Consider the following 21,497-nt stretch of genomic DNA (forward strand, 5'->3'; position numbering starts at 1 on the left):
TCGGAGGAACCATGCTCGCTCGAACCCTGATGACGACCGCCGTCCTGTTGACACTCGCGCATCCGGCAATGGCAGAGGAGCCGCTCACCACCTACAAATCCCTGAGTCCCGAATTGGCGCTTGATCTGGCCCGGGCATCGCTTGGCGATTGCCGGTCCCGCGGGTATCAGGTCACTGTTGCGGTGGTCGATCGCTTTGGGGTTACGCAGGTGATCCTTCGTGACAGGTTCGCAGGTGCTCACACCGTGTCAACGGCTTCGGGCAAGGCGTGGACCGCAGCGACGTTCCGTACCAGCACCACCGAACTCAATGCGATCAGCCAGCCCGGCATGATGCAGGCCGGCATTCGCAATCTTCCCGGCACGGTCATCATAGGCGGCGGGTTGATCGTCGAAGCGGGCGGCTCGCTGGTCGGAGCCGTCGGTGTGTCCGGCGCGCCTGGCGGGGACGCTGACGAAGCCTGCGCCAGGGCCGGTATCGACGCCATACGCGACAAGCTGGAGTTTTAAAGCATGATCCGGAAAAGTGCGCAGCGGTTTTCCGAAAAGATCATGCTCAAACAACAACCTAAAGCGCGATGACGATTCATCTAAATCTCATCGCGCTTTAGGGCCGCCTTGCCCCCGTCAGCGCTGGCAGAGCTGCTATAGCCGACCAAGCAGACTCCGCCAGTTGATGAATACGCGCCTAGATCCCCAAAATCTTGCGCGCGTTGGCCTTGAGCACCTTCGGCCGGATCTCGTCGCGGATGTCGATCTTGGCGAAGTCCGACAGCCAGCGGTCCGGCGTGATCACCGGCCAGTCCGAGCCGAACAGCATCTTGTCCTGCAGGATCGAGTTGATGTAGCGCACCAGGATCGGCGGGAAGTATTTCGGCGACCAGCCGGAGAGGTCGATATAGACGTTCGGCTTGTGGGTCGCGACCGACAACGCCTCTTCCTGCCAGGGGAAGGAGGGGTGGGCGAGGATGATCTTGAGGTCGGGGAAGTCGGCCGCGACGTCGTCCATGTACATCGGGTTGGAATATTTCAGCCGCATGCCCATGCCGCCCGGCATGCCCGAGCCGACGCCGGTCTGGCCGGTGTGGAACAGCGCGATCGCGCCGCCATTGTTGATCTCTTCGTAGAGCGGATAGGCCATGCGGTCGTTGGCGTAGAAGCCCTGCATGGTCGGATGGAATTTGAAGCCGCGGACGCCGTATTCCTCGATCAGCTTGCGCGCTTCGCGCGCGCCGAGCTTGCCCTTGTGCGGGTCGATCGAGACGAAGGGGATGAGGACGTCGAGATGGTCGGAGGCGGCCTCGATCATCTCGTAATTGTTGTAGCGGCGGAAGCCGGTCTCGCGCTCGGCATCGACCGGGAAGATCACCGCGGCGATGTTCTTGGAGCGGTAGTAGGCCGCGGTCTCCGGCACGGTCGGCGGATGCTTGTTGGGCGACTTGAAGTATTCCGCCATCTGCGCCTGGAAGTCGTCATAGCCATCGTCGGGATGGCAGCCGCAGGGCTCTTCCGCATGGGTGTGGATGTCGATGGCGACGACCTTGTCGATATCAGGCAGCTTCAGCTTCGGCATTGGTTTCCTCCCGAGGGTTGCCAAATTGATTATATGATATAACGAATTTGGCAAGGCGTCGCGGGAGGCGAAAGCGCAGCTCGCAAAAGTCTTTGGCGTGCGCGACCCCTGAGGGGCCGGATCAGGCCGATCCGGCCATTTCTACTGTGCATGGGGTTGTTTTCGCGAAAATGCCGGTTCGGAACCGGGCAGTTAACATTGACATGACCTCCCGCCATGCCTTAAGAACCGCCCCGTCCCGGGCGGTCGGTCCGCCGGCGGGAAAGATCTTATTTTGCCACATTCGCGCGTGCCGAAACGGTAGTGCCGAACACGGCCTTTCGAACGTTCAGGATTCTGCCATGAAGGTCCGTAACTCGTTGAAGTCGCTGCGCGGTCGCCATCGCGCCAACCGCCTGGTCCGCCGCAAGGGCCGGGTCTACGTGATCAACAAGGTGCAGCGCCGCTTCAAGGCTCGCCAAGGCTGATCTGAGCGGCTGATATTGCCCTCGCGGTCGCCTTCGCGCGCCCCGCAAGACCACGGTCTCACACGAGTTTGACGCCGCCTTTGCTTTGCAAGGGCGGCTTTACGCGTCTAGACTTTCGCCATGGCAGTCAGATTCCCCTTCGCGTCCACTTTGTGTCTGGCCCTCGTGCTGGGAGCCGCCGGCTTCGCTCCGGCCTTGGCGCAGGGCGCCCCGCCGGCCCCGCCGCCCGGCAAGGAGCAGAAGAAGCTGCCGGAGGCGCCGGCCAAGCTGCCCAAGGTCGATCGCGGCAAGAATCTCGATTTCCTGTTCGGTGCGCTGAAGGCCGCGCCTGACGAGGCCAGCGCCAAGCATGTCGAGGCGCGGATCTGGGCGATCTGGATCCAGACGCCGAGCGACACCGCCTCGCTGCTGATGGCGCGGGCCAAGACCGCGGTCGACGCCAAGAAGATCGAGGTCGCGATCAAGCTCCTGGATGCGGTCATCAAGCTCCGGCCCGACTACATCGAGGCCTGGAACCGGCGCGCCACGCTCTACTACATGCAGAACGACTACGGCCGCTCGCTCGCCGACATCCGCGAGGTGCTGATCCGCGAGCCCCGCCATTTCGGCGCGCTCGCAGGCCTCGGCATGATCATGCAGGAGGTCGGCGACGAGAAGCGCGCGCTCGAGGCCTACCGCAAGGCGCTCGCGGTCAATCCGCATCTCGAGAAGATCCCGGAGCAGGTCAAGGCGCTGACCGAGAAGGTCGAAGGCCGGGATATTTAGACTAGTCCAAAACTCGATCATGTCTTGAGCGAGTGCGGCGGCTTCGGATTAACCACGATCCGAAGCGCGGCAACGTGAGGACTATTGCCGGCGCCGCGACAGGCCTACCTGCAGTGCAGGAGCACAGCCATGAAGCGTTTGATCCTCGCAGGTGTATTGCTGCTGGCGTCCGGGACGATGAGTCTTGCGGACGGCTTGTTCTGGGTGGTCGGCGACCGCGCCACCGGCAAATGCAGCATCGTGACCAGCAATCCCGTGATCATCGGCGATATCTGGTTCGGTGACGGCCCCTACAAATCCAAGGCCGACGCCAAGCTTGCCCGCTCGACCATCCGTGCCTGTCCCGCCGTCACGCCCGATGACGAAAAGGACGAGGACAAGACCGACTAGGCCGATAGCGGCCTAGTGCAGCGCGCTGCCGCCGCGTTCGGCGAGGCCGCGATCGGCGGCCGCGGCGTAAGCCTTGGCGAGTTCCGACTCGAGGTGCTCGTTGATGAGGAGCAGCGCCCGCACGGCGCCGCGCAGGTCACCGTTGCAGCTCGCCACGATCTCATCGATCGCAGTGTCGTTGGATCTGAAGCTCATCGAAATTCTCCGGTTCAAATCAGGACAAATCCTGCCGGTCTTTCCCGCATCCCCCCGGGGTTGCGGGGAGGATCGGCGCCCACCCGCACATAAATGGCGGAACCGACCGTGGCGATTATAAGGAAGCCGCGATGACGACTGCATGAAGCTGGTCCGAGGCTGGTGTGTCCCGGCGGTCAGCATTGATTTCATTAGGTATTTTAGTTCGGCAATTATGCACATATCCACAGCCCCGCCGTTTCCGGTGGAAATGCCGAAGCTGGCGGGGCGAAACTGCGGCCTGCCGAATTCGTAGCTGCGATGTGCCCTGGATTGCCCGGACTCACTCCATGATCGTGATCTCAGTCGTGACCGCGCTGGTGCTGCTGGCGCTGGCCACGCAGGCCGGAATCGTTGCCGTGCAGCGCGCCTTTCCGCCGCAGGGCCGGATGATCGCGGTCGAGGGCGCGACGCTCCACGTCGTCGATATCGGCCCGCGCGATGCGGGCCTGCCGATCGTGATGCTGCATGGCGCGAGCTCCAATCTCGAAGCGATGCGGCGTCCCCTCGGCGACATGCTCGCCGGGAATCACCGTGTCATCCTGATCGACCGTCCCGGCCACGGCTGGAGCACGCGCGCGCGGCGGCAGGATTCGACGCCGCAGATCCAGGCGCGGATGATCGATGAAGCGCTCGGCAAGCTCGGGATCGATCGCGCGATCTTCGTCGTACATTCCTGGAGCGGCGCGCTCGGTGCACGGATTGCGCTCGATCATCCGTCCCGAGTCGCAGGTCTCGTGATGCTCGCGCCGGTGACGCATCCCTGGCGCGGCGGCGTCGGCCGCTACAACGAGATCATCGCAACGCCCGTGATCGGCCCATTGCTCGCCTATACGATCACGCTGCCGCTCGGCTATTTCCTGACCGAGCCCGGCGCGCGCAACGTCTTCCTGCCGCAGATGATGCCTGACGGCTTCGTGCAGGACTCCGCGACACCGCTGCTGCTGCGCCCGCGCGAGTTCATCGCCAATGCCTATGATCTGGTGACGCTGAAGGCAGCGGTGAGGGCGCAGGTCGCGCGCTATGGCGAGATCAAGGCGCCGGTCACGATCATCGCCGGCGAGCCGGACAAGACCGTGAAGACCGACATCCACGCGCGCCCGTTCGCCGCGACCGTGTCGAATGCAAAGCTGATCGTGCTGCCCGATCTCGGCCACATGGTGCAGAACGCCGTGCCGGATCTCGTGAAGACGGAGATCGAGGCGATGATCGGGAGAATCGCCCCGGTGCAGGCGGCCGCCGATTAGAGCGTCCGAGCGAAGCGGATGCCGGTCCGCGTGAAGAATACGCGTCAAAACAAAAAGCGAGAGCTTCGGTTCTGATTCAACAGAACCGAAGCTCTATCGGCCGCGGCCAGGCCGCTTACTGCTTGATCTTCCCGTCCTTGTCGAACTGGGAGACGTAGGTCCAGAGATTGTTGATCTCGGTCTCGTTCTTGATGCCGGCGAACGCCATCTTGGTGCCGGGGATCTTGGCCTTGGGATCCTTGATGTATTCCTTGAACGTCGCTTCGTCCCAGGTGATGCCGGAATTCTTGTTCGCGTCCGAGTAATTGTAGTCCGGCGCGGTGCCCGACTTGCGGCCGTTGAGGCCGTTGAGCTCGGGGCCGACCTTGTTCTTGGCGCCTTCGCCGATCGCGTGGCAGGCCAGGCATTTGTTGAACGAGGTCTTACCGGCGGCGGCATCCTGCGCCATTGCCGCCGGAGCGGTGGCCGTCACGGTGAGGATGGTCAGTACGCCAAAAATCAGTTTTGTCATCGGGTGCTCTTCGTCTCTTCCCTGGTGGGTCTAGCCTGGTCAGTCGCTTGCCTGGTCGGCGATCTCCGGACCCGCCGGTTTTGGCAGGCCGGCCCGGCTTGGACAAGCCACGAAACCATGACAGGTTTCATCATTTCCTACTTGTCCCAGAGCGAACTCGCGCAAGATCGCCGCTGCGACTTTCGGATGGCCTACCCAAATCGTCGCGGACGTGGTTGATTTGCCGCGACAAATTTGATCGTGGGCGACGAGCCGGAAGGATATGTCATGGCCATCATGATGCCTGCGAGCGACCAGGCGGTGCTCGCGCGCCGCGCGCAGATCATTGCTGCATTGCGCGCAATCGTGCCCGGCGAAGGGGTGATCGACAGCGCCGCCGAGATGCGGGCCTACGAATCCGACGGGCTGACCGCCTACCGGCAGCCGCCGATGGTCGTGGTGCTGCCCGATACGACCGAGCAGGTCTCGCTCGTCCTGAAATATTGTGCCGAACAGAACATCAAGGTCGTGCCGCGCGGCTCGGGCACCTCGCTGTCGGGCGGCGCGCTGCCGCTGGAAGACGGCGTGCTGCTCGGTCTCGGCAAGTTCAAGCGCATCCGCGAGATCGATTTCGACAACCGCGTCGTCGTCACCGAGCCCGGCGTCACCAACCTCGCGATCAGCCAGGCGGTCGCGCATGCCGGCTTCTATTACGCGCCCGACCCGTCCTCGCAGATCGCCTGCTCGATCGGCGGCAACGTCGCGGAGAATTCCGGCGGCGTGCATTGCCTGAAATACGGCATGACCACCAACAACGTGCTCGGCTGCGAGATCGTCCTGATGAGCGGGGAGATCCTGCGCATCGGCGGCAAGGGGTGCGAGAACGCCGGCTACGACCTGATGGGCGTCATTACCGGCTCTGAGGGCCTGCTCGGCGTCATCACCGAGATCACGGTGCGCATCCTGCAGAAGCCGGAGACGGCACGCGCCCTGATGGTCGGCTTCGCGCAAGTCGAGGCGGCCGGCGAATGCGTGGCGCGCATCATCGGCGCCGGCATCATTCCCGGCGGCATGGAGATGATGGACAAGCCCGCGATCCACGCTGCGGAGGCCTTTGTCCATGCCGGCTATCCGCTCGACGTCGAGGCATTGCTGATCATCGAGCTCGACGGTCCCAAGATCGAGGTCGATGAGCTGATCAATCGGGTCGAGACCATCGCGAATGGCTGCGGCTCGACCACCTGCCAGATCTCGACCTCGGAGGCCGAGCGCAATCTGTTCTGGGCCGGCCGCAAAGCCGCCTTCCCTGCGGTGGGGCGCATCTCGCCCGACTATCTCTGCATGGACGGCACCATTCCGCGCGGCGCGCTGCCGAAGGCGCTCGCGCGCATCCGCGAACTCTCGGAGAAATACCAGCTCGGCTGCGCCAACGTGTTCCATGCCGGCGACGGCAATCTGCATCCGCTGATCCTCTACGATGCCAACAAGCCGGGCGAGATCGAGCGCGCCGAAGCCTTTGGCGCCGACATCCTGCGCGCCTGCGTCGAGTTCGGCGGCGTGCTCACCGGCGAGCATGGCGTCGGCATCGAGAAGCGCGACCTGATGGGCGACATGTTCACCGAGATCGACCTCAACCAGCAGCAGCGGCTGAAATGCGCCTTCGACTCGCAGGGCCTGCTCAATCCCGGGAAAGTGTTTCCGACCCTGCACCGCTGCGCCGAGCTCGGCCGCATGCATGTCCATGCCGGCAAGCTGGCATTCCCGGACCTTCCGCGGTTCTAGCGCCGATCGCCGCATCGTCGCTGCGCCAGATTTGCTTTCTGTTCTAAACTTGGATACCGGCTCAGTCGTGGATACGCTCAAAGTTAGAGACGCCAAAGACGTCGAAGAGGTGGTGCGCGCGGCGATTGCCAATGAGCAGCCGCTCGAGATCATCGGTCATGGCTCCAAGCGCGGCATCGGCCATGCGATGGCGACCAACGCCGTGCTCGATGTCTCCGCGCTCAACGCCGTCACCTCCTACGAGCCCAACGAGCTGATCGTCACGCTCCAGGCCGGCGCGCCGCTGGCCGACGTGCTGTCGCTGATCGACGCCAAGAACCAGCAATTCGCCTTCGAGCCGATGGACACCGCGCCGCTGCTCGGCACGCCCGCGCTTGGCACCATCGGCGGCATGATCGCGGCTGGCCTCGCCGGTCCTCGGCGGATCAGGGCGGGCGGGGCGCGCGACCATCTGCTCGGCGCACATGCTGTCTCCGGTTTCGGCGACAGCTTCAAGACCGGCGGCAAGGTGGTGAAGAACGTCACCGGCTACGATCTCTGCAAGCTGCTGGCGGGCTCCTGGGGCACGCTGTCGGTGATGACCGAAGTGACGCTCAAGGTGATGCCGAAGCCGGAGGCCGAGCGGACGCTGCTGCTGCGCGGACTGGACGATGCCGCCGCCAACAAGGCGATGACCGCGGCGCTCGGCTCGCCCTACGACGTCTCGGGCGCCGCGCATCTGCCGAAATCGGCGTTCCGCGGCAAGACCGACGGGCTCGGCGATATCGCGGGCCAGGGCGAGGCGCTGACCGTGCTGCGGCTCGAGGGGATCACGGCGTCCGCCGCGCACCGCGCCGGCTCGCTGCGCGAATTGCTGGCGCCGTTCGGAACCGCAACGCTGATCGAGGACGCCGCCTCGTCCGCGCTGTGGGCCGCCATCCGCGACGTGTTGCCGTTCGCGGCCGGCGGCGCGCTCGGCGCCTGGCCGGTGTGGCGGATCGTCTGTCCGCCGGCTTCGGGAGCGGCGCTCGGCACCCAATTGGTGCGCGAGACCGGCGGCGACGTGATCTACGACTGGGGCGGCGGCCTGATCTGGGCGGCGCTGCCGCCGAATGGCGACGCGCATGAGCCCGCCGTGCGTCAGCGGGCCAACGCGGTCGGCGGGCACGCCACGCTGATCCGGGCCGCCGAGGACGTCAGGCGCGGTGTCGACGTGTTCCATCCGCAGGCATCAGGCATTGCCGCCTTGAGCGAGCGGGTGCGCGCCAGCTTCGATCCAAAAACCATTCTCAACCGGGGACGCTTGAGGCGGGACGCTGCGGCATGAAGACGGAATTCTCACTGGCGCAGCTCGCCGACCCCGATATCGCGCAGGCCGACAAGATCCTGCGCGCCTGCGTCCATTGCGGCTTCTGCACCGCAACCTGCCCGACCTATGTGCTGCTGGGCGACGAGCTCGACAGCCCGCGCGGCCGCATCTACCTGATCAAGGAGATGCTGGAGAAGGACCAGACCCCGACGGCAGAGGTGGTCAAGCATGTCGACCGCTGCCTGTCGTGCCTGTCCTGCATGACGACCTGCCCCTCCGGCGTGAACTACATGCACCTCGTCGACCAGGCCCGTGTCAGGATCGAGCAGCGCTATCAGCGGCCGCTTACCGAACGCCTGCTGCGCCAGGTCCTGGCCTTCGTGCTGCCGGACCCGCAGCGCTTCCGCATCAGCATGTGGCTGGCGCGGCTGGCCCGCCCGCTGGCCGTGTTCCTGCCGACGCCGCGGCCCTCGGCGACGCCCGGCCTGATCCAGCGCCTGAAGGCGATGCTGGCGCTGGCCCCGAGCCGGCTGCCGTCGCCCGGCGCGCTGCCGGGCAGCGTGTTCGCGGCGCTCGGCAAGAAGCGCGGCCGGGTCGCGCTGCTCCAGGGCTGCGCCCAGCAGGTGCTGGCGCCGCGCATCAACCAGGCCGCCATCAGCCTTCTCACCCGCCACGGCATCGAAGTCGTCCTGGTCCGGGACGAGCAGTGTTGCGGCGCGCTGACCCACCATCTCGGCAACGATCAGGATGCCTTGGGACGGGCCCGGGCCAACGTCACGGCCTGGCAGAAAGAAGCCGCAGGCGAAGGGCTCGACGCCATCCTGGTGACCGCATCCGGCTGCGGCACGGTGATCAAGGACTACGGCTATCTGCTCCGTGAGGATCAAGCTTTCGCGGCCGATGCGGCGAAGGTGTCCGCGCTTGCGAAGGACATCACGGAGTATGTTGCGGGCCTCGGACTCGAACCGTCTGAGCGTCACGACAACATCGTCGTCGCCTATCACTCAGCGTGTTCGTTGCAGCACGGCCAGAAAATCACGGGCCTTCCGAAAGAATTGCTTTCCAAGAATGGATTCGTGGTGAAAGATGTGCCCGAGAGCCATTTGTGTTGCGGCTCGGCGGGGACCTACAACATTCTCCAGCCCGAGCTTGCGGGCCGGTTGCGCGATCGCAAGGTTGCCAACATCGCAAGCGTCAAGCCGGACATGATTGCCGCGGGCAATATCGGCTGCATGGTGCAGATTGCCAGTGGCACGTCAGTTCCGGTCGTACACACGATTGAGCTTCTCGATTGGGCTACGGGCGGGTCGCGGCCGGCACTCAACACGTCGAGCTGAGCTTTCCTCCCGGGGTGACGGCAGAACGACGCCCGATCGACCATTGTTCGGCGGCAACAGGAGGACCACGATGGCGAAAGCGAAGAAGAAGAAAAGCAAGAAGGCCAAAAAGGCCAAGAAGGTTGTAGCGGCGAAGAAGACCGCGAAGAAGGCAGCCAAGAAGTCTGCGAAGAAGTCAGCCAAGAAGGCCGCGCCGAAGAAGGCTGCGAAGAAGACGGCGAAGAAAGCCGCCAAGGCTGCGAAGAAGGCTGCACCGAAGAAGGCTCCACCCAAGAAGGCCGCGAAGAAAGCGGCACCGAAGAAGGCGAAGGCAGCTCCCGCACCGCAACCGTCAGCGCCGGTGGCAGCTCCGGCTCCCGAGCCTGTCGCCGAGACGAGCTGGGCGATGCCTTCGTCTTCTGCGGAACCCACGCCGGCCGAGGGGCAGGGCTAGGCTCAATCTAGGCGCTGGGCCTGTCCCAACGACCATGATCGACAATAGGAAGGCCGCGGCGGAGGCGCTGCGGCCTTTTTGCATCGCCCGCGGGCGCTCGGTCGGCCGCCATTTCTCGCGCCAGTACGATTCGTAGCGTGGGCACCGCGCCCTGTGGGTTCCGTACTAACCCGGACCCTCCTGTGCACTTTGGAATGCAAATAATGTGATCGAGAAGCAACACAGGCTGACAACCTTTCGTGGAATCGCCAAAACGCCCAAAAAGTCGGCAGGTGCCCGTGTTTTTTGCTTCACGGTTTGCATCCCTCACTACAGATTGTCGCAGTAACGCAATTTTGCAGACAGGTCGTACGCCCCGGGGGGCTTCCGGGAAACCGACTAGGTAAGAACTGGTGATGGGGATCGAAATGAAAAAAGTGGCTTTGTTGGCAACGGCGCTGGCAATGGTGACGGGTTCGGCTTTCGCGGCGGACATGCCGGTAAAGGCGCTGAAGGCTCCCCCGCCGCCCGCGTTTGACCCCTGGGATATCGCCTTCGGCGGCGGCATCATGAGCGACTACATCTTCCGCGGTATCACCCAGTCGAACCACAACCCGTCGGTCGCGGCCTATTTCGAGCCGCGCTACAACGTCAACAAGGACCTGCAGCTCTACGTCGGTGCGTCCGCGGAGAGCATTTCGTTCCCGAACCGCGCCGCGGCCGAAGTCGACATCTACGGCGGTATCCGCCCGACCTTCGGCATGTTCGCCTTCGACTTCGGTATCTGGGGCTACCTGTATCCGGGCGGAAGCTGCTTCGGCTCGCAGGGCACCCTCGTCCAGGGCAATTGCGGCAGCAGCCTCGACAATTCCCAGGGCGCCATCGGCCTTCCGATCAACGGCAACTTCGCCAAGAAGGACGCGAGCTTCTACGAAGTCTACGCCAAGCTGAACCTCAACATTAACGACCAGTGGGTGGTTGGCTTCAACGAGTACTATTCGCCGAACTTCCTGAACCTCGGCGCCTGGGGCAACTACTCCTCGATCACCGCCAAGTGGACCGCTCCGAGCACGACCTTCGGCGCCAGCGGCGTCGGCATGTATGTGTCGGGTGAGTTCGGCCGTCAGTGGCTCGGCACCTCCGACGTCTTCTACGGCATCGCCGGCGACCCGCTGTACGCGAACGGCATCAAGGAGCCGAGCTACAACACCTGGAACATCGGTGTCGGCTTCACCTACAAGGTGTTCACGCTCGATCTGCGCTACTACGACACCGACCTGTCCAAGGGCAATTGCAACGCCTTCACCAGCGACTTCTCGGCCACCAATTCCAGCCCCGGCTTCGTCACCCCGGTCAACGGTGGCGCGAACGCGGCCACGGCCTTCGGCTCCAACTGGTGTAGCGCTGCTGGCGTCGCCAAGCTGTCGTTCGACCTGACGGCGATGAGCAACCTGAAGTAAGTTTCTTCCCGAGACGACTTCAAAGGGCGGCAGGGCAACCTGCCGCCCTTTTGCTTTGGGGGTTGGAGACGTGAGGCAGGGGAAGTCTCGGCCTTACGGCCAGGACACGGCCAAGACACGGCCAGGACGTGGAGTCAGCCTGCGCAGGCGTGTCGACTACCTGAATGCGAGCCGGTAGCGGCGCCGGTTCCTCACGCTCCGTCATTGCGAGCCACCGGGGCCGCGCTGTGCGCGGATCCGGTGACTCGCAATGACGAGGCCGTTCCCCGCGCCTCAGCGCGCCGCGGTCGTTTCCGCCTCGGCCGGCTCACCGTCCTTGCCGAGGACGTGGATCGCGCCGTCCTTCATCATCGTCACCTTGCGGGTGTGGAAGGCATCGAGCGTCGAGCGGTGGCCGATCGAGACGATGGCGGCCTGCGGCAGCTTCTCGGCCAGCAGCCGGTAGAGCCGGGCCTCGGAGGGCTCGTCGAGTGACGCGGTGGCCTCGTCGAGGAACAGATAGTCCGGCGCATGCAGCAGCGCGCGGGCGAGCCCCAGGCGCTGCTGCTCGCCGAGCGACAGCATCCGGTTCCAGTGGCCGTGCTCGTCGAGCCGTTCGGCAAGGTCGGGCAGGCCGACGCTGATCAGGGCGTCCCGGATCCGGGGAGCCTGGAATGCGCCGGGGGCTGCCGGATAGATCACGGCGTCGCCCAGTGCGCCGACCGGGAAATAGGGGCGTTGCGGCAGCATCATCAGCTTCGCCTGCGCGGGGATGGCGATGGTGCCGGTGCCGAACGGCCAGATGCCGGCGATGGCGCGGAACAGCGTCGACTTGCCGGAGCCCGACGGCCCGGTCACGAGCACGCGCTCCGGCGCCTGGATGGCGAAGCCGTCGGCTGCGACCAGAGGCGTGCCGTTGGGCAGATACACGCAGAGCTTCTCCAGGCTGATATTGCGGCTGCCGCCCGGCTTGAGCTCGACCGTCGCCTCATGCGCCGGCAGGTTTGCCGCGGTCTCGACCGACATTTCGAAGCCGTCGAGACGTGCGACGATCGCGCGCCATTCCGCCAGCGACCGGTAGGCCGTCACGAAGAACGACAATGCGCCCTGGACGCTCGAGAAGGCCGAGGCCGTCTGCATCATGTCGCCGAGCTGGATCTTCTTGGCGAAGAAGGCCGGCGCCACCAGCACATAGGGAAAGATCACGGCGGCCTGCTGATAGCTCGCCGTGAACATCGTGAGGCGCTTGGTCCGGCTCATGATCGCGTACCAATTGCCGATCACGAAGCCGAAGCGATCGAGCAGGCGGCTGCGTTCGGCGCCTTCGCCCTTGAGCAGCGCGATCTGCTCGGAGTTCTCGCGGACGCGGACGAGGTTGAAGCGGAAGTCCGCCTCATAGCGCTGCTGCTCGAAATTGAGGTTGACCAGGGGGCGGCCGATCCAGTGCGCCAGCGCGGTGCCGAAGATCGCGTAGATCAGCGCGCCCCAGCACAGATAGCCGGGGATCATGAAGTCGGTGCCGAACAGGTGCAGCGGCGCGGCGTTGGAGAGGCCCCAGAGGATGAGCGCAAAGGAGAACAGCGTCACGATCGAGGAGAGCAGGCCGAGCCCGATGGTCAGGGTCTGCTCGACGAAGTTCTTGACGTCCTCGGTGATGCGCTGGTCCGGGTTGTCGGCCGCGTCGCCCTTGAGCTGCATGCGGTAGTGCGTGGCGCCGTTGAGCCATTCGCCGAGATAGTGCTTGGTCAGCCAATTCCGCCAGCGGATCTGGAGCCACTGGTTCAGGTACAGCTTGTAGACCGCCAGCGCGATAAAGGTGAACGCGAGGGCGATGAAGATCCAGATCTGCGTGACGAAGGCGTCCCAATCGCTGTTCTGGAGCGCGCTGTAGAACCGGTTCTGCCACTGGTTCACCAGCACGTCGATTGCGACCAGCGCCAGCTCGATCGCGATCACGGCGCCGAGCAGGCCGCGGCCGGCCCATTTGTCCTCGGACCGGAAATAGGGAATGGCGATTCGCCAGACGATCGCGAGCGTGGCGCGGATGTTGTTCACAGAGCTAGGTCTCCTCGAGGGGATGTGCACAAATGCCCGAAGCCAAAGGCTTGCGGCAATGGCAGACATGGGCGTCCCTGGACGAAAAAGGGGCGCGCTTAGACTAAAGTCGCAAGTTCTGCAATTTGCGTTGTCTTGTCGCAGCTTGCAACCCTAGCATGGGCGTAACGGCGCGGGGTGGGGGCCTCCAGGATTTCGCGAGCTTGTGAGCAGGCGGGAACCGCCGCATTCGCGAGGAATTCGCGTCCAACTCGGGGGTTATCGCTTCCAACGCCAAGCAGGTCCGGCTGTCCACGCGGGCCGCCTGCCACACACATGCGTGGGGGAGGAAGACCATGTGGAATCAAATCTATGATCCGCTGCACAGTCCCGTGCTGTCGACCATCGCGGCGGCGATCCCTGTCGTCACGCTGCTGGTCCTGATCGCGAGCGGCCGTGTCCAGGCGCATATCGCGGCCATCATCGCCGTGATCGTGACCAACCTGATCACGATCTTCGTCTTCACCATGCCGGCCAACATGTCGATCCGCGCCTCCGTGCTCGGCATCGTCACCGGCTTCTTCCCGATCGGCTGGATCGTTCTCAATGTCATCTTCCTCTATCAGGTGACGGTCGCCACCGGCCGCTTCGAATTGCTCAAGCGCGCGGTCGGCGGCGTCACCGAGGACCGGCGGCTGCAACTCCTGCTGATCGCGTTCTCGTTCGGCGCCTTCTTCGAGGGCGCGTCGGGCTTCGGCACACCGGTCGCGATCACCGGCGCCGTGCTGATCGGCCTCGGCTTCTCGCCGCTCGCGGCCTCCGGCCTGTCGCTGATCGCCAACACTGCGCCGGTCGCCTATGGCGCGCTGGGGACGCCGATCCAGGGCCTCGCCTCGGTCACCGGACTCGATCCCTACATTCTCGGTGCGATGGTCGGACGGCAATTGCCGTTCTTCTCGCTGATCGTGCCGTTCTGGGTGGTGTGGGCGTTCGCGGGCTGGAAGGGCATGAAGGACGTCTGGCCGGCGATCCTCGTCACCGGCGTCTCGTTCGCGATCCCGCAATTCGTGATCTCGAACTTCATCAATCCCTGGATCGTCGACATCGGCGCGTCGCTGATCTCGATGGGCGCGCTGATCCTGTTCCTGAAGGTGTGGCGGCCGAAGCAGCTCTGGCTGTCGCCGGCGCTGCGCGGACATGACGAATCGGCGGCGACGATGGCCACCGCAAAGCCGATCGACAAGACGCCGCTGACGCAGAGCGAGATGTGGAGTGCGCTGCTGCCGTGGATCATCGTCTGCATCGTGATGCTGATCTGGGGCAACGGTGCCTTCAAGACCTGGGCGAACTCGATCTTCGTCTGGAACTATCCGGTGCCCGAGCTGCACCAGATGATCAACAAGATGCCGCCGGTGGCGCCGGCGCCGACCAAGGAAGCCGCGGTGTTCGGCTTCACCTATCTCTCGTTCACCGGCACCGGCATGCTGATCGCGGCGATCATCTCGGGCTTCCTGATGGGCGTCGGTCCCGGCCGGCTCGTCACCGAGTACGGCCGCACCATCCGCCTGTGCGCGATCTCGCTGATCACGATCTCGGCGATGCTCGCGATCGGGACGCTGACGCGGCTGTCCGGCGTCGACGCCACGCTCGGTCTCGCCTTCGCCGCAACCGGCGTGCTCTATCCCTTCTTCGGTACGCTGCTCGGCTGGCTGGGTGTGGCGCTGACCGGATCGGATACGTCGTCGAACATTCTGTTCGGCAACCTCCAGAAGATCACGTCGCAGCAGCTCGGTCTGTCGCCGGTGCTGATGGCGGCGGCGAACTCCTCCGGCGGCGTGATGGGCAAGATGATCGACGCGCAGTCGATCGTGGTCGCCTCGACCGCCACCAATTGGTACGGCCACGAGGGCACCATCCTGCGCTTCGTGTTCTGGCACTCGATCGTGCTGGCCTGTCTCGTCGGCGTGCTCGTGACGTTGCAGGCCTATGTCTGGCCGTTCACGGCGCTGGTCCTGCAGTAACGGGCCACGCTTCGACGCAAATCCCCGCGAGGTTCGCCCTCGCGGGGATTTTGCGTCCGCGCCCGGCGAACCTTCTCAATGACGCCATCCTCTTATAGAAGGTGCGGCAAATCAGGTCGGTCGAGAGGTTTCATGGTTTCGATCAAGCAGATCGCATGTGTGATGGTTGCAATGCTCGCGATGTCAACGCTCGCTCGCGCCGAGGACGGTTTTCCGTTCGGCACCGAGATGACGCTGGAGGCGCTGCCGCAGCCCGGCTCGAAGCGGATTCCGAACATCGAGATCGGCGACAATGGTGAGGTCGTGCTTGAGCTCTGGTGCAAGGGCGGCAAGGGCCAGTTCTCGGTCGCCGGCAACACCGTGATCTTCGTGCCGGGCCAGATCCAGGACCGCTCCTGCCCGCCGGCAAGGGCGCAGGCCGACGACGAACTCGTCGCCGCACTGAGCAGCGTCGAGACCTGGAAGCGCCAGGGTGATGTGCTGACGCTGATCGGCCCCAAGCCGCTGCGCTTTCGCTCGACCGGGAATTAGCGTTCGCTCTCGTGTCCCGGACAAGGCGTAGCGCGCAGGCGCTGCGTCCGGGGCACGAGAGCCTATTTCCACACCGACTTGTCGGCGTCCCAGCGCTGGCCCTTCAGTTCCTTGGCGAGCGCCTCGATCGAGCCGTTGTCGTCGGGCTGATCGCCTTCCTCGTCGGCCGAAGCTTCGTCCGAGAGGTTGAGCTTGGCGCCGCTGCTCTCGTCGGCGGTCGTGGTCGCGGGGCTGCCGATCCACAGCATCAGCTTGTCGGTGCTGCCGGGCTTGTCCGGCGAGATCAGCCCTGCGATCTCGATCGTGTCGGTGAGATCGAGCGCGGGGAAATCCTGGTTCGGCCGCTTGAACACCAGCTTGAGCTTGCCGGTCGCGGGATTGAAGTTTTGCGAGACGGGCTTTGCCGCGAGCGTCTTGCTCAGCACGCCGGCCACCGCGCTCGCGAGCTTGTCGCGGCTGATCTTGTCGCCGTCGCGCCAGTCGGCGGCGGCAAAGCGGATGGTGCGGTCCATCTCGGTCATGCCAGCGGTCCAGCCTGCGGCGGTGACGCCCGGCATCGCCTTGAACTTGGCCAGCAGCGCGGCCGCGCGCTCCGGATCGACCGACATGTTGATGGTCTGCTCGCCGGCGCGCAGCGCATCGCACCCGACCGACAGGCTCGCCAGCGTCACCTCGACCTCCTGGCCCTTCAGGCTCTTCAGGAACTCGGTGGCCGCATCCAGCTTGACCTTGACCGCGATCGCCTCCGGCGAGACGTCGGTGAAATCCTTCGGCTGCGCCGTGATGCCGTCGTCGGAGGTCTGGTTGTCCTGGAATTCCTTCTCACTGAGATCGGAATTGTCGGGCGAGGTGACCTCGGTGACAGTCTGGCCGATGCTGATCTGGCCACGGAATTCGAACGTGTCGCCGGACTGCTTGCGCAGCAGCTTCACGCTGACGGGCGACTTTTCGCCGAGGCTCTGCGTCGTGCCGGTCAGGTTCGGGCCGGCGACCTGGAGGTTCACGACGAAGCGGTCCTTGCGGTCGGAATTCTTTGCGACGGGATAGCAGACGTCGAGCACGGCCGCGGTGACCGTCTTGCCCTGGCGCGTCTCCTTCAGGATCACGTCGGCATTGCCGTCCATCAGCCCGTCGATCGAGGTGAAATAGCGCGTCTCGGTACCACCAGGCGCTGCCGCCTTCGGCGACAATTTCATCTGGGCGGATGCGACTTCGGGCGAGACGGCGAGCAGAGCCGCCAAAATGATCGTCGGGCAAACCAGGAGCGCGCGCATCGCCGAAATCCTCGAAGGAACAGAATCGGCCGCCACCGTAGTTGGTTTTGGCCGTCGGTTGAATCGGAAAGCGTGACCCACGATCGGCAAAAAAGAAGGCCGCCCGGAGGCGGCCTTCGCAACACTGTGATGGAACGGACGGCTTAGAAGCCGCCCATGCCGCCGCCGGCGGGCATCGCGGGCGGAGCGTCCTTCTTCGGCAACTCGGCGACCATGGCTTCGGTGGTCACCAGCAGGCCGGACACAGAGGCGGCGTCCTGCAGCGCGGTGCGCACCACCTTGGCGGGATCGATGATGCCCTTCTCGACCATGTCGACATAGTCTTCGTTCTGGGCGTCGAAGCCGAAGGTCTCGGACTTGTTCTCCAGGATCTTGCCGACCACGATCGAGCCTTCCACGCCGGCGTTCTCGGAGATCTGGCGGATCGGGGCTTCCAGCGCCTTCAGTACGATGTTGATGCCGGCCTGGACGTCGGCATTGGCGTTGGTGAGACGGCCGACGGCCTTCTTGGCGCGGAGCAGCGCGACGCCGCCGCCGGGGACGATGCCTTCCTGCACCGCGGCGCGGGTGGCGTTGAGCGCGTCCTCGACGCGGTCCTTCTTCTCCTTGACCTCGATCTCGGTGGCGCCGCCGACGCGGATCACCGCGACGCCGCCGGCGAGCTTGGCGAGGCGTTCCTGGAGCTTCTCACGGTCGTAGTCCGAGGTGGTCTCCTCGATCTGGGCCTTGATCTGGCCGACGCGGGCCTCGATCTCCGGCTTCTTGCCCGCGCCCTTGACGATCGTGGTGTTCTCCTTGTCGATCACGACCTTGCCGGCGCGACCCAGCATCTTCACCGTGACGTTCTCGAGCTTCATGCCGAGGTCTTCGGAGATCAGCTGGCCGCCGGTCAGGATCGCGAGGTCTTCCAGCATGGCCTTGCGGCGATCACCGAAGCCAGGCGCCTTGACGGCGGCGACCTTGAGGCCGCCACGGAGGCGGTTGACGACCAGGGTGGCCAGCGCCTCGCCCTCGACGTCCTCGGCGATGATGACGAGCGGCTTGCCCGACTGCACCACGGCTTCCAGCACCGGCAGCATGGCCTGCAGGCCCGACAGCTTCTTCTCGTGCAGGAGGATGTAGGCGTCCTCGAGCTCGGCGGTCATCTTCTCGGCGTTGGTGACGAAGTAGGGCGACAGATAGCCGCGGTCGAACTTCATGCCCTCGACGATGTCCACCTCGGTGTCGAGCGACTTGTTCTCCTCGACTGTGATGACGCCCTCGTTGCCGACCTTCTGCATCGCCTGGGCGATCATCTTGCCGATCGCGGCATCGCCGTTGGCCGAGATGGTGCCGACCTGGGCGACCTCGGAGGAGGCGGCAACCGGCTTGGCGCGCTTTTCGATGTCCTTGATGACGGCGGCAACCGCGCTGTCGATTCCCCGCTTGAGGTCCATCGGGTTCATGCCGGCGGCAACCGCCTTGGCGCCTTCGCGCACGATGGCTTGGGCCAGCACGGTCGCGGTGGTGGTGCCGTCGCCGGCGAGGTCGTTGGTCTTGGAGGCGACCTCACGCACCATCTGGGCGCCCATGTTCTCGAACTTGTCCTCGAGCTCGATCTCCTTGGCGACGGTGACGCCGTCCTTGGTGATGCGGGGTGCGCCGAAGCTCTTCTCGATGACGACGTTGCGGCCCTTCGGGCCGAGCGTCACCTTGACGGCGTTGGCGAGAATGTCGACGCCGCGCAGCATGCGATCGCGCGCGTCTCCGGAAAACTTGACGTCTTTGGCAGCCATGTCTGCAATCCCTCGTGTTTCGTGATGTGTCTTGTTTCGTGCCGTATCTTGCCGCCTTCGCATCAATTCCGGGATCGGCAGGTTGACCCCGGCGGAATGATGGATGCCCGGATCGAGCGATCCGGGCATGACATTCAGCGGCCGTTCAGGCGGATGGCCTTAGGCCAGAACGCCCATGATGTCCGACTCCTTCATGATCAGGAGATCTTCGTTGTCGATCTTGACCTCGGTGCCCGACCACTTGCCGAACAGCACGCGGTCTCCGACCTTGAGGTCGATCGGGATCAGCTTGCCGGCCTCGTCGCGGCCGCCGGGGCCGACGGCGACGATCTCGCCCTGGGACGGCTTTTCCTTGGCGGTATCCGGAATGATGATGCCGCCCTTGGTCTTTTCCTCGGCGTCGATACGTTTGACCACGACACGGTCATGCAGCGGACGAAATTTGGATTTAGCCATGACGTTTCCCTTTGGAAGGCTCGCTTCGGAAGTAGCGGAAGTGGGTGGGGCGGCGCTTCCGTCCCCCTCGTCCTGAGGATCGAACGGCGCGCTTAGCAATCGGGCTTTCCGAGTGCTAATAGTGCGCCCGGAAATATGGCTTGGCCGCGATCCTGTCAAGCAAAGGTGGTTAAGCGATTGGTGAGGCGGATATAGGATGGTGCCATTGGAAACTTGTTCGGGGCCCCGGCGTATCAAAGGACGTCATTGCTCCGGCAGCGGTTTTGCGCTTGGCTGCGGGAGGGGTGCGGCCATGGTCTTGTTCGGGGGAATGCCATGATCAGTTCAGCTCACGTGCGCACGGTTGCCAATCTGGCGGCCGCCTCATGCCTGGCGCTGCTGCTCGGCGCCTGCGGCGGCGGTATGAGCCTGCCGTCGTTCTCGTCGAACCAACCACCGCCCGAGGCCGACACCGGCGGCTCCGGTCCGGAAATGCCGGCGAGCATCCGTGCCGACGAGATCGTCGGCCGCTGGGGCCTCGCCTCATTCCAGAACCCGGCCGACCGCCCCCGCACCGAGAAGATGGCGCGCGAGCAGTGCAAGAATCCCTACGTGATCGGCGCCGGTTCCTCCGGCGGCGTGGTCATGCATCTGGCCGACCAGGCAACGCCCCAGGAGCTCCGGCTGAAGGGCTCGCCGAGCGGCAAGAATTATATCGGGCCGGCCGGTCCCACCCCCGGCGAGCAGGACCGCGAGATCGTCTCCTTCGACGGCCGCGTCATGATCACCCGTTTCATCGACAAGGACGCCGCCACCCGCTACGGCAACATGGTCTACGTCCGCTGCGCGCCGCGGGCGTGATCGGGGTTCGAACCTAACCACTCGTCATTGCGAGGAGCGAAGCGACGAAGCAATCCAGGCTGCCTCCGCGGAGGGATACTGGATTGCTTCGCTTCGCTTCGCTCGCAATGACGAAGACAACAAAAAACGCCGGCTCTCGCCGGCGTTCTGTTTTTCTCTATCTCGCGTCTGCTCAGTCGAACAGGGCGTCGATGTCGTCCTGCGAGGCGTGGCCGACGTCGCCGGCGAGCTTCGGGCCGTTGAGGAGCTTTTCGTCGTCGCTGCGCTGGTCGACCGGCGGGGGCACATGGGCCTTGATCGCGTCCACGCCGCCCCAGATGTCCATCATCGCATTGATGTGCTGCTCGATGAACTTCATGGTGGTCATGACCTTGCTGATGCGCTGGCCGGTCAGGTCCTGGAAGTTGCACGCTTCGAAGATCGAGATGACGCGTTCCTGGATGTCGTCGGCGAGACGCTTCTGCTGATCGACCGAGTCGACCTTGGAGAGTGCGGAAGCGGCCTGGTCGATCGACTCGGCGGCTTCGAGGATCTGCTGGGTGGCCTGCTCGGTACCGCCGACGACTGCGCCGAGCTCGCCATTGACCTTGGCCATCTCGCCGCCGTCGAAGCTCTTGCCATGCAGCGTCGCGATCTCGCGCTTGGTGCGGTCGATGGCGTCATGGATCAGGTCGAGCTCGACCTTCAGCTTCTCGCACTGCTCGATCTGCGCCCGGTAGGTCTCGAGCATGGTGCGGGCTTCGGAAAGCTCGTGGGCCGTGGAGGCGTCGATCGCCGCCATCGCCGCGCTGCCGGTCAGCGGGGCAGCAACGGCGCCCTTCGCCATCTGGGCGCGGATCGCGCGCAGCTCGGCCATGATCTCGCTATGCATCGGGGTTGCCTCATCAGTTACGTCGAGAATGGGCAACTCGCCACCGACGATATCTTCGACACGAAAACGCTTGCGGTGAACAGCCATCAGGATACTCCCCCCACCTCACTCACGCGGACTTTGTAGGCAGAAGCGATTTAACACGAGGTTCACGCCGGAACTGACTTGCAGTCGTGCGCGACGGCGCGAGAAGGAGCGATTAACCATGAGCGATCAGCATTCATCGAAAATAAACGCTGATCGCCAAATTGCAGGCCCGCTCGCGACGTGGT

Annotated in this window: 21 protein-coding genes; 13 read left to right on the forward strand and 8 right to left on the reverse strand. The window is 64.5% G+C overall.

Annotated elements, in window-relative coordinates; all coding sequences use genetic code 11:
• Positions 1-11: 11 nt before the first annotated feature.
• A complete protein-coding gene (locus VGR99_RS06730) occupies positions 12-509 on the forward strand; it encodes a heme-binding protein (protein ID WP_326897543.1) in 498 nt (165 codons plus the stop codon).
• 178 nt (positions 510-687) lie between these two features.
• Here VGR99_RS06730 and VGR99_RS06735 read toward each other — a convergent pair whose 3' ends face one another.
• On the reverse strand, positions 688-1,572 hold the full coding sequence (locus tag VGR99_RS06735; RefSeq protein ID WP_194477893.1) for an amidohydrolase family protein: 885 nt from the start codon (positions 1,570-1,572) through the stop codon (positions 688-690).
• 341 nt (positions 1,573-1,913) lie between these two features.
• Between VGR99_RS06735 and ykgO the strand changes: the two genes are divergently transcribed.
• The 3 genes from ykgO to VGR99_RS06750 all read left to right on the forward strand — a co-directional run bounded on the left by ykgO (position 1,914) and on the right by VGR99_RS06750 (position 3,194).
• Entirely contained in the window at positions 1,914-2,039 is a 126-nt protein-coding gene (gene ykgO, locus VGR99_RS06740) for a type B 50S ribosomal protein L36 (protein WP_006611362.1), read from the forward strand.
• Positions 2,040-2,159: 120 nt separating this feature from the next.
• Positions 2,160-2,804 carry a tetratricopeptide repeat protein gene (locus VGR99_RS06745; protein WP_326897544.1) on the forward strand — a complete coding sequence of 215 codons (645 nt, stop codon included), beginning with the start codon at positions 2,160-2,162 and terminating at the stop codon, positions 2,802-2,804.
• Between the two features lie 129 nt (positions 2,805-2,933).
• On the forward strand, positions 2,934-3,194 hold the full coding sequence (locus VGR99_RS06750) for a hypothetical protein (protein WP_326897545.1): 261 nt from the start codon (positions 2,934-2,936) through the stop codon (positions 3,192-3,194).
• Between the two features lie 12 nt (positions 3,195-3,206).
• On the opposite strand, the gene VGR99_RS06755 is transcribed toward VGR99_RS06750, so the two are convergent.
• Complete coding sequence (locus VGR99_RS06755) at positions 3,207-3,389, reverse strand: hypothetical protein (protein ID WP_326897546.1); 183 nt, start codon at positions 3,387-3,389, stop codon at positions 3,207-3,209.
• Between the two features lie 329 nt (positions 3,390-3,718).
• Between VGR99_RS06755 and VGR99_RS06760 the strand changes: the two genes are divergently transcribed.
• A complete protein-coding gene (locus tag VGR99_RS06760; RefSeq protein WP_326897547.1) occupies positions 3,719-4,675 on the forward strand; it encodes an alpha/beta hydrolase in 957 nt (318 codons plus the stop codon).
• Positions 4,676-4,790: 115 nt separating this feature from the next.
• Here VGR99_RS06760 and cycA read toward each other — a convergent pair whose 3' ends face one another.
• A complete protein-coding gene (cycA, locus tag VGR99_RS06765) occupies positions 4,791-5,186 on the reverse strand; it encodes a cytochrome c-550 CycA (protein ID WP_326897548.1) in 396 nt (131 codons plus the stop codon).
• Positions 5,187-5,453: 267 nt separating this feature from the next.
• On the opposite strand from cycA, the gene VGR99_RS06770 reads away from it, so the two are divergent.
• From VGR99_RS06770 to VGR99_RS06790, 5 genes are all read left to right on the forward strand, one after another.
• Positions 5,454-6,947, forward strand: a complete 1,494-nt coding sequence (locus VGR99_RS06770) for an FAD-linked oxidase C-terminal domain-containing protein (RefSeq protein ID WP_326897549.1) — start codon at positions 5,454-5,456, stop codon at positions 6,945-6,947.
• 67 nt (positions 6,948-7,014) lie between these two features.
• Positions 7,015-8,253: an FAD-binding protein gene (locus VGR99_RS06775; RefSeq protein ID WP_326897550.1), complete on the forward strand. Its 1,239-nt coding sequence runs from the start codon at positions 7,015-7,017 to the stop codon at positions 8,251-8,253.
• The gene (glcF, locus tag VGR99_RS06780) at positions 8,250-9,572 is read left to right on the forward strand and encodes a glycolate oxidase subunit GlcF (protein WP_326897551.1); all 1,323 of its coding nucleotides are present in this window, start codon (positions 8,250-8,252) and stop codon (positions 9,570-9,572) included. The genes VGR99_RS06775 and glcF overlap by 4 nt, the downstream gene beginning before the upstream one ends.
• Before the next feature lie 70 nt (positions 9,573-9,642).
• Complete coding sequence (locus tag VGR99_RS06785) at positions 9,643-10,005, forward strand: histone (protein WP_326897552.1); 363 nt, start codon at positions 9,643-9,645, stop codon at positions 10,003-10,005.
• Positions 10,006-10,412: 407 nt separating this feature from the next.
• A complete protein-coding gene (locus VGR99_RS06790; protein ID WP_326897553.1) occupies positions 10,413-11,444 on the forward strand; it encodes a TorF family putative porin in 1,032 nt (343 codons plus the stop codon).
• 273 nt (positions 11,445-11,717) lie between these two features.
• Here the strand turns inward: VGR99_RS06790 and VGR99_RS06795 are convergent, their stop codons facing one another.
• Entirely contained in the window at positions 11,718-13,478 is a 1,761-nt protein-coding gene (locus tag VGR99_RS06795) for an ABC transporter ATP-binding protein/permease (RefSeq protein ID WP_326897554.1), read from the reverse strand.
• Between the two features lie 335 nt (positions 13,479-13,813).
• Between VGR99_RS06795 and VGR99_RS06800 the strand changes: the two genes are divergently transcribed.
• Both VGR99_RS06800 and VGR99_RS06805 read left to right on the forward strand, forming a co-directional pair.
• Positions 13,814-15,478: an L-lactate permease gene (locus VGR99_RS06800; RefSeq protein ID WP_326897555.1), complete on the forward strand. Its 1,665-nt coding sequence runs from the start codon at positions 13,814-13,816 to the stop codon at positions 15,476-15,478.
• 132 nt (positions 15,479-15,610) lie between these two features.
• Positions 15,611-16,009 carry an META domain-containing protein gene (locus VGR99_RS06805; RefSeq protein WP_326897556.1) on the forward strand — a complete coding sequence of 133 codons (399 nt, stop codon included), beginning with the start codon at positions 15,611-15,613 and terminating at the stop codon, positions 16,007-16,009.
• A gap of 62 nt (positions 16,010-16,071) precedes the next feature.
• On the opposite strand, the gene VGR99_RS06810 is transcribed toward VGR99_RS06805, so the two are convergent.
• The 3 genes from VGR99_RS06810 to VGR99_RS06820 form a co-directional block, all read right to left on the reverse strand.
• Positions 16,072-17,283, reverse strand: a complete 1,212-nt coding sequence (locus VGR99_RS06810) for a hypothetical protein (RefSeq protein ID WP_326897557.1) — start codon at positions 17,281-17,283, stop codon at positions 16,072-16,074.
• A 143-nt stretch (positions 17,284-17,426) separates the two neighbouring features.
• On the reverse strand, positions 17,427-19,058 hold the full coding sequence (gene groL, locus VGR99_RS06815; protein WP_326897558.1) for a chaperonin GroEL: 1,632 nt from the start codon (positions 19,056-19,058) through the stop codon (positions 17,427-17,429).
• Positions 19,059-19,217: 159 nt separating this feature from the next.
• Positions 19,218-19,514 carry a co-chaperone GroES gene (locus VGR99_RS06820; protein WP_027525027.1) on the reverse strand — a complete coding sequence of 99 codons (297 nt, stop codon included), beginning with the start codon at positions 19,512-19,514 and terminating at the stop codon, positions 19,218-19,220.
• A gap of 315 nt (positions 19,515-19,829) precedes the next feature.
• Here VGR99_RS06820 and VGR99_RS06825 point away from each other — a divergent pair, with 315 nt between their 5' ends.
• Positions 19,830-20,354 (forward strand): hypothetical protein, encoded by a 525-nt coding sequence (locus tag VGR99_RS06825; protein ID WP_326897559.1) that lies wholly within the window; start codon positions 19,830-19,832, stop codon positions 20,352-20,354.
• Positions 20,355-20,526: 172 nt separating this feature from the next.
• On the opposite strand, the gene VGR99_RS06830 is transcribed toward VGR99_RS06825, so the two are convergent.
• Positions 20,527-21,312: a protein phosphatase CheZ gene (locus tag VGR99_RS06830; protein WP_326897560.1), complete on the reverse strand. Its 786-nt coding sequence runs from the start codon at positions 21,310-21,312 to the stop codon at positions 20,527-20,529.
• Between the last annotated feature and the right edge of the window lie 185 nt (positions 21,313-21,497).

Origin of the sequence: Bradyrhizobium sp. (assembly GCF_035935975.1) — a bacterium.
GTDB lineage: Bacteria > Pseudomonadota > Alphaproteobacteria > Rhizobiales > Xanthobacteraceae > Bradyrhizobium.

What these genes read in the sequence shown, in the direction of transcription:
- VGR99_RS06730 (WP_326897543.1), top strand. Translation starts at nt 12, where the DNA reads ATGCTCGCTCGAACCCTGATGACGACCGCCGTCCTGTTGACACTCGCG.
- VGR99_RS06785 (WP_326897552.1), top strand. Translation starts at nt 9,643, where the DNA reads ATGGCGAAAGCGAAGAAGAAGAAAAGCAAGAAGGCCAAAAAGGCCAAG.
- groL (WP_326897558.1), bottom strand. Translation starts at nt 19,058, where the DNA reads ATGGCTGCCAAAGACGTCAAGTTTTCCGGAGACGCGCGCGATCGCATG.
- glcF (WP_326897551.1), top strand. Translation starts at nt 8,250, where the DNA reads ATGAAGACGGAATTCTCACTGGCGCAGCTCGCCGACCCCGATATCGCG.
- VGR99_RS06810 (WP_326897557.1), bottom strand. Translation starts at nt 17,283, where the DNA reads ATGCGCGCGCTCCTGGTTTGCCCGACGATCATTTTGGCGGCTCTGCTC.
- VGR99_RS06790 (WP_326897553.1), top strand. Translation starts at nt 10,413, where the DNA reads ATGAAAAAAGTGGCTTTGTTGGCAACGGCGCTGGCAATGGTGACGGGT.
- cycA (WP_326897548.1), bottom strand. Translation starts at nt 5,186, where the DNA reads ATGACAAAACTGATTTTTGGCGTACTGACCATCCTCACCGTGACGGCC.
- VGR99_RS06805 (WP_326897556.1), top strand. Translation starts at nt 15,611, where the DNA reads ATGGTTTCGATCAAGCAGATCGCATGTGTGATGGTTGCAATGCTCGCG.
- VGR99_RS06735 (WP_194477893.1), bottom strand. Translation starts at nt 1,572, where the DNA reads ATGCCGAAGCTGAAGCTGCCTGATATCGACAAGGTCGTCGCCATCGAC.
- VGR99_RS06745 (WP_326897544.1), top strand. Translation starts at nt 2,160, where the DNA reads ATGGCAGTCAGATTCCCCTTCGCGTCCACTTTGTGTCTGGCCCTCGTG.
- VGR99_RS06820 (WP_027525027.1), bottom strand. Translation starts at nt 19,514, where the DNA reads ATGGCTAAATCCAAATTTCGTCCGCTGCATGACCGTGTCGTGGTCAAA.
- VGR99_RS06825 (WP_326897559.1), top strand. Translation starts at nt 19,830, where the DNA reads ATGATCAGTTCAGCTCACGTGCGCACGGTTGCCAATCTGGCGGCCGCC.
- ykgO (WP_006611362.1), top strand. Translation starts at nt 1,914, where the DNA reads ATGAAGGTCCGTAACTCGTTGAAGTCGCTGCGCGGTCGCCATCGCGCC.
- VGR99_RS06830 (WP_326897560.1), bottom strand. Translation starts at nt 21,312, where the DNA reads ATGGCTGTTCACCGCAAGCGTTTTCGTGTCGAAGATATCGTCGGTGGC.
- VGR99_RS06770 (WP_326897549.1), top strand. Translation starts at nt 5,454, where the DNA reads ATGGCCATCATGATGCCTGCGAGCGACCAGGCGGTGCTCGCGCGCCGC.
- VGR99_RS06750 (WP_326897545.1), top strand. Translation starts at nt 2,934, where the DNA reads ATGAAGCGTTTGATCCTCGCAGGTGTATTGCTGCTGGCGTCCGGGACG.
- VGR99_RS06800 (WP_326897555.1), top strand. Translation starts at nt 13,814, where the DNA reads ATGTGGAATCAAATCTATGATCCGCTGCACAGTCCCGTGCTGTCGACC.
- VGR99_RS06760 (WP_326897547.1), top strand. Translation starts at nt 3,719, where the DNA reads ATGATCGTGATCTCAGTCGTGACCGCGCTGGTGCTGCTGGCGCTGGCC.
- VGR99_RS06755 (WP_326897546.1), bottom strand. Translation starts at nt 3,389, where the DNA reads ATGAGCTTCAGATCCAACGACACTGCGATCGATGAGATCGTGGCGAGC.